The sequence below is a fragment of the Mycobacterium persicum genome (assembly GCF_002086675.1).
GTDB lineage: Bacteria > Actinomycetota > Actinomycetes > Mycobacteriales > Mycobacteriaceae > Mycobacterium > Mycobacterium persicum.
The window spans coordinates 42539-49467 of record NZ_MVIF01000032.1 but is presented as its reverse complement, the minus strand read 5'-3'; the positions used below and the strand labels follow the sequence as shown (position 1 = coordinate 49467).

Sequence of the window (6929 nt, the reverse complement as noted above, 5' to 3'; positions counted from 1 at the left end):
GCACCAACGGTACCGGCGTTGATGCCGCTGCCGCCATTGCCGCCATTGCCGATCACGGTGGTGGCGGCGTTGCCACCATTGCCGCCGCTGGCAGGCGTAATCAAGTTGAGAGGGGAATTGCCGGAATTGCCGCCGTTGCCGCCGGCGCCGACAAGACCCATGGCATTGCCACCGTTCCCGCCGACGCCGAGCACCACCAACGCGTATGAAGCCTTGGTAGCGAATACGGCTGTGAATCTCGCCAGCACGAGCGCTGCCTCTGCCGGCAGCCCGGCGCCTTTCCTGAACCAGATCGCCGATAACCTGGAGGGCTACATCCAGCTGACTGGCCAATCGCTCAGTGCCGCCGTCACCGACTTCACTGGCAATTTGTCTAACTTGCCCCAACACCTGATGGCGGCTTTCTCCGACCTTATGGCGGGCAACGTCAGCGGTGCCGTGCAGCAGGTGGCGACCGGCGTGTTCGGCCTCTTTGTCGATACCTCCAGCCTGTTCACCGTGACCGGCAACTTCCCGCAACTCACCGCGGTCGTCAACGGTGCCCTTGGAGACCTGCTGCCGATCCTGACCATCCCCGGAGACTCGGCGCAGAACTTCGCCAACGTGGTCAAGCTGCTTACCGACCCGACCATATCGGTGGATGTCACGAATTTCTTGGCTCCCACCCAGACGCTCGGGTTCCCGGTGGCATTGGGTCTGGAGCTGGTCGGTCCGGCGTTCTCCACAGCCGCCGCGGCCGGAAAAAGTGCCACGGCATTTTCCCAAGCCGTGCAGGCCGGCAACATACCGCTGGCTTTGACCGCATTGGTAGACGCACCCGCCGTCATCGCAGATGGCTTCCTCAATGGCCAATACGTGCTGCCCACGCCGCTGACGTTGACGGTTCCGTTTGTGGTCCCCCTGATCGGCGTCGTGCCAGAAACGATCACGCTGCAGAACAACGTCCCCTTCAACGGGATCCTGCACCCCCTCGAGCGCATCACGGCTATTGCGCCAAACCCGCTCAGCGGCGGCATGCTCAACGTCACAACCAACGGCACGCAGATCGGCGGCATCGTTCCCGCTTTGCTGAACTATTGGCCCCAACAGCTCGCGAACGCCATCGGGGCGTAGTTGCTGAGCTGTGCGTCGCGCGAAGAGCTATAGCGACTATTTCGCCAGCTAGTCCCGCAAGCCCGCGCTGAAGCGTCACACGCTGGTGCCGGCCGGGCAGCCGTTTCAGCATCATCTGCTCGCTGCCGCGCGTGGTGGCGGTGGTGATGGCGCTGTCGGGTCCGGGCTGCCGGTCGCGGGATCCCGCTCGATCGGGTCGCGGATGGTTCGGCCCACGTCGAGACGTCCGGCGTTGTCCTGGTGAGCGGACCGCCGTGGGTGTCAACCTCGCGGTGGCCGGCGTTTTCGCCGACGAGGTTGTCCGTATTCGGTTCATGTCGGTGGGTGCGTCCGCTCACCAAGTATGAATTCATAATCACCAAATCTCTCGGCGGGGATATATGTGTGGCTTCCCACGGGTTTGTGCGACTTTCGACCACGGACGCGCCGGCCTGCGCCATATCGTGCCACGGCGTAGGTGATTTGCCTTGACCAATTCGCATGCTAATGACGGCGGTTAGGCTGATTTGGCAAACCACACTAACCGCTTGGCATGTCTCCGGCGACGTAATTGCCTGGTGCTTGCGGTGGCATAACACCGGGTAAGGCCAGTGGCCTTCCAATCTGAACATTCGGCGCCGGTCCTCACTGCAGCTAACGAGATGGTGTCATCACCGCCTCAAGTGCTCACTCGCTGGAAGCGGTTCCCGCCGAGCGCCTTTCGTCGGTCGGGATTGCGACGATGATGAGCGATCCGACAACGACTGGCTTTTGAATGCATGGCGAGCGCTGTCGTAGCGCTCAAATGCGTTGTTATACAACAGGACAATAACTTGAGTCGGTTTAGCTGGGTAAGGCTGCTGGTAGGTGTGCATCGAGGGCGCGGGCGATTGCTGTCGTCGCGTGGCGGCAAGTCTCCTGACAAGCCAATCGAAATTTGCTATGGCGCAACAAGTTCGCTGTTTGCAATAGCGTCGCGTACTACAGTCCCGCACCGGACCCAGCCGGATCGCTGCCCTGAGTGGAGTTGAACTCCTTCGGTCAAGTGTTACCTCGCTGCTAATCACGTAGATACGTTCGACCCAATCAACTGAAAACGATCGTTTTCCGTTGTTGGTGTGCCCCAGCGGATTACGTTTCTTTTTGCCGATGAGGTCGGGTCTCATCGGGTCAAACCGTTCATGTTGTGGGGGCGATGAGCATGTCATTTGTGAACGCTGTGCCTGCGGTTGTCCAGGCGGCAGCCCAGGATCTCGCAGGTATTCGCCTGGCGCTGGAAGAGGCCACCGCAGCAGCGGCGGCTCCCACGACTGCGTTGGCGGTGGCGGGCGAAGATGAGGTATCAGCTGCAATCGCAGCACTATTCGGCACTTTCGGTCAGGAGTACCAAGCCATCAGTGCCCAGGCGTCGGCGTTTCATGCAGACTTCGTCAAGCTGTTGAACGGCGCTGCGTCTTCATACGTCGAAGCCGAGGTAGCGAATGCTGTTTCAGTCCTCACCGGCCAAAATGCCGCTGCTGCAGTGGGCGGCGGGCTCAACGGAGGTCTGACCGCCGCTTTCAATGGTGAACTGGCTCTCCAGGCTGCCAACTCGTTCGCGACCGCGTTTGGTGCCGGAGCTTCCGGTCTCGCCCTGCAGACCGGAGGAGCCATCGTGTCCGGTGTCGGCACGGGGTTGGTTCAGACGGGCGAAGTCATCGTGGCGGCCGGCCACTCCCTGCAGAATTTCGGCGTTCTCATGTCGGGCGTCGGCGCTGGGCTGAGCGCCCAGGCACGTGCCGCCCTGACACAGGCATTGGCGTTGGGCGGTTCGTTGAGTGCTCAACTCGGCGCGTCGCTGTCAGGCAGCCTCGACCTTGGCCTACCGGAGCTGATCGCGGCATTCAACGGTGGCTTGACCGGACTGATCCACACGGGTCAAACCCTGACTGGGAACGTGCTCATAGGCTTCAGCAGCGGGCTTAGTGAGCTCATCCAAACGGGCGGAACACTATTGGCAAACTTCGGTGGCAGCTTGCCTGAGATTGCCGCCCACCTCAATGCTGCCTTCTCGGCGACTTTAGGTGGGGCGTTGCCGACGTTGGTGGCGGCGGTCAACGGTGGTGTGACGGGGTTGCTTCAGACGGGTCAGTCGCTGGCGACCAGCTTGGCGGGCGGCTTCGGTGGTGGCCTCAGTGGGCTGATTCAAACGGGTGAGAGTCTTGTTGCCAGCTTGGCCGGTGGGTTGAGGCTGCCGGCGTTGGCCGCGCAGTTGTCGGCGATGTTGCAGGCCAGCCTGGGTGGGTCGTTGCCGCAGCTGGTGGCCGCGGTCAGTGGTGGGTTGCATGGGCTGGTCGAGGTGGGGCAAAACTTCACGGCCGCGTTGAGCGCGGTGATCAATGCCCCGGCGGTGGTGGCCGCGCTCAACGGCGGGCTGCACGGCCTCGTTGAGCTGGGCCAGACGTTCGTGGCGACCCTGACCGGTGGGTTGAGTGCTCCCGCGCTAGCCGCACAACTGTCGGCGATGTTGCAGGCCAGCCTGGGCGGATCATTCCCTCAGCTGGTGGCCGCGCTCAATGGTGGCCTCAACGGGCTGATCCAGACCGGCCAGTCGTTGGCGACCAGCTTGGTCGGCAATTTCGGTGGGGGGTTAAATGCCCTGATTCAGACCGGACAGACGTTCGTGGCCAGCTTGGCGGGCAGCTTCAATGCTCCGGCGTTGGCCACACAGCTCACTGCGATGTTGCAGGCCAGCCTGGGCGGATCGTTCCCGCAAGTAGTGGCCGCGCTCAACGGTGGGCTCAACGAAGTGATTCAAACCGGTCAGAATCTGGTCGGCAGCCTGGGAGCAGCGTTCGGTGGAAGCTTGCCGGAGCTGGCGGCGAGGCTATCCGCGGCCTTGTCGGCGGGCCTGAGCGGCAGCCTGTCGGCGGAACTCAGTGCGGCCCTGGCGACGAGCGTCAGCGGCGCCTTGTCCGCATTGGGGTCGGGGCTGGTACAGACCGGTGGAATGCTGGCGGGCGGTCTGGGTGCTGGGCTCTCGGGTCTCATCGGCACGGGCCAAGTGCTCGCCGGCAGCTTCGGTGCAACCGCTTCCGGACTATTGCGGACGGGCGAAGCCCTCGCGGCCATTTGGGAGAATGCCGCGGCTCAGATCGGCGGTGCGCTCGGCGGCGCCGTCGAGGCAAGCCTCGGCGTCGGGTTTCCGGGGCTGTCCCAGGTCGGTCTGACGCTTGCCACAGGTATCGCCAACGCCACCGTCGGACTCGCCCAGACCGGATGGGTCATCCTGACGGCGTTGGACAATGCATCTCTTGGACTCGCTGCCAATATCGGCGCTGCCCTGGCCAACCTCCAACTCGCCATCCAAGCGGCGTTGAACGCGAGCCTCGGTGTTCAGGTCGGTGCCTAGTAGCCCGACGGCGTCGTGGTGCGCCCCCAACCGTGGCGGCACCAGCGCCCGGCCGACACACCCCGGAATGGATTTGCAAAGATCTGCATAACCATGCAGAATCGGCCGAATGGCCGATGTGACGAGGGTGGCGGTTGCCGGTGCCAGCGGCTACGCGGGCGGTGAGATCCTACGCCTATTGCTCGGGCATCCAGCCCACATCGCGGGCCGGTTGACGATCGGCGCGTTGACCGCGGCGGGCAGCGCGGGTAGCGCGCTGGGTGAACACCACCCGCACCTGGTGCCGTTGGCCGAGCGAATTCTCGAACCCACGGAGCGCAACGTGCTCGACAACCACGACGTGGTGTTCCTCGCTCTGCCACACGGATATTCGGCGGCGCTGGCCGCGCAGCTCGAGCCGGAGACCCTAATCGTCGACTGCGGGGCGGACTTCCGGCTTACGGACGCGGCGGCCTGGGAGCGGTTCTACGGATCCCCGCACGCCGGCAGCTGGCCCTACGGTCTACCGGAGTTGCCGGGTGCGCGGGAGCAGCTCAGCGGTGCGCGCCGCATCGCGGTGCCCGGGTGTTATCCGACCGCCGCGTTGCTGGCCCTGCTGCCTGCCATGGCCGACGATCTCATCGAGCCGGCGGTGACCGTCGTTGCCGTCAGTGGAACATCAGGGGCGGGCCGCGCGGCCAAGACGGACCTACTCGGATCGGAAGTCATCGGGTCGGCTCGGGCCTACAACATTGCCGGTGCCCATCGGCACACCCCGGAAATCGCGCAGGGGCTGCGCGCGGTCACCGGCCGCGACGTCACGGTGTCGTTCACCCCCGTTCTGATTCCCACCTCGCGCGGCATTTTGGCCACCTGTACCGCGCGCACCCGCTCGCCGATTGCCCAATTGCGGGCGGCGTACGAAAAGGCCTACGACGCTGAGCCATTCATCCATCTGCTGCCTGAGGGCCAGTTGCCCCGCACGGGCGCGGTGATCGGCAGCAACGCCGCGCATATTGCCGTCGCCGTGGACGAGGACGCCCAGACGCTGGTGGCCCTGGCCGCGATCGACAACCTGGTCAAAGGGACAGCCGGCGCCGCGATCCAATCGATGAACCTGGCGCTGGGCTGGCCGGAAACCGACGGCCTGTCAGTCGTGGGAGTGGCACCGTGACCGAAACACCAACCGCCACAAGGTTGCTGCGTGCTCAAGGCGTCACCGCACCGGCCGGCTTCCGGGCTGCCGGCATCGCCGCTGGTATCAAATCATCCGGCGCCCCCGACCTCGCGCTGGTCTTCAACGAAGGCCCCGACTATGCCGCCGCCGGGGTCCTCACCCGAAACAAGGTCAAGGCCGCGCCGGTGTTGTGGACCCAGCAGGTGCTGACCACCGGCCAGTTGCGCGCGGTGATCCTCAACTCCGGCGGCGCCAACGCCTGTACCGGTCCGGGCGGCTTTCAGGACACCCACGCCACCGCCGAAGCGGTCGCCGCCGCGCTGTCGGACTGGGGAACCGAGACTGGGGCCATCGAGGTCGCCGTTTGCTCGACGGGCCTGATCGGCGACCGGCTGCCGATGGACAAGGTGCTCAACGGCGTTCGGGACATTGTGCATGAAATGCACGGCGGGCTGACCGGCGGCGACGACGCCGCACACGCCATCATGACCACCGATACCGTTCCCAAACAGGTTGCGCTGCACCATCAGAAGTGGACGGTCGGCGGGATGGCCAAGGGTGCGGGCATGCTGGCGCCGTCGCTGGCCACCATGCTGTGTGTGCTGACCACCGACGCGGTCGCCGAGCCTGCGGCACTCGATCACGCGCTGCGCCGAGCCACCGCCCGCACCTTTGACCGGCTCGACATCGACGGCAGCTGTTCCACCAACGACACGGTGCTGTTACTGGCTTCGGGGGCAAGCGAATTCGCGCCGTCGCAAGCCGACCTCGACGACGCGGTGCTGCAGGTGTGCGACGACCTGTGCGCTCAACTGCAAGCCGACGCCGAAGGCGTCACCAAACGCGTCACCGTAACGGTACGAGGAGCAACCAGCGACGACGACGCGTTGACCGCCGCTCGGGTAATCGCTCGCGACAGCCTGGTCAAGACGGCGCTGTTCGGATCCGACCCGAACTGGGGCCGGGTGTTGGCCGCCGTCGGGATGGCGCCGATCACCCTTGACCCCAATCGAATCAGCGTGGCGTTCAACGGCGCAGCCGTCTGCGTCGACGGAGTGGGTGTTCCGGGGGCACGCGAGGTCGACCTGTCGGCAAAAGACATCGACATCACCGTGGACTTGAATATCGGCGATAGGCAGGCCACCATCCGGACCACCGATCTGTCGCACGCCTACGTCGAAGAGAACTCGGCCTACAGCTCATGACCCGCGCCGGCGACGATGCAGTGGGGGCACCGCCCGCGTGCGGGGGACGAAGCGATGAGGTGGGGGCCCCACCCGCATGCGGGGG

Annotated in this window: 3 protein-coding genes and 3 pseudogenes; 5 read left to right on the top strand and 1 reads right to left on the bottom strand. The window is 64.8% G+C overall.

What is annotated here, in order from left to right:
* Positions 1-197, bottom strand: a pseudogene (locus BST40_RS31115) (hypothetical protein); the annotation flags it as partial.
* A gap of 34 nt (positions 198-231) precedes the next feature.
* On the opposite strand from BST40_RS31115, the gene BST40_RS12510 reads away from it, so the two are divergent.
* From BST40_RS12510 to BST40_RS33235, 5 genes and pseudogenes are all read left to right on the top strand, one after another.
* On the top strand, positions 232-1113 hold the full coding sequence (locus tag BST40_RS12510) for a hypothetical protein (RefSeq protein ID WP_122511165.1): 882 nt from the start codon (positions 232-234) through the stop codon (positions 1111-1113).
* Positions 1114-2302: 1189 nt separating this feature from the next.
* The gene (locus tag BST40_RS32545) at positions 2303-4483 is read left to right on the top strand and encodes a PE domain-containing protein (RefSeq protein ID WP_158084012.1); all 2181 of its coding nucleotides are present in this window, start codon (positions 2303-2305) and stop codon (positions 4481-4483) included.
* Positions 4484-4576: 93 nt separating this feature from the next.
* Positions 4577-5636, top strand: a pseudogene (gene argC, locus BST40_RS12500) (N-acetyl-gamma-glutamyl-phosphate reductase).
* A complete protein-coding gene (gene argJ / locus BST40_RS12495; protein WP_075547257.1) occupies positions 5633-6844 on the top strand; it encodes a bifunctional glutamate N-acetyltransferase/amino-acid acetyltransferase ArgJ in 1212 nt (403 codons plus the stop codon). Before argC ends, argJ begins: the two are co-directional and overlap by 4 nt.
* Positions 6841-6915: pseudogene (locus tag BST40_RS33235) on the top strand (hypothetical protein); the annotation flags it as partial. The gene argJ and the pseudogene BST40_RS33235, both read left to right, overlap by 4 nt.
* Positions 6916-6929 lie beyond the last annotated feature (14 nt).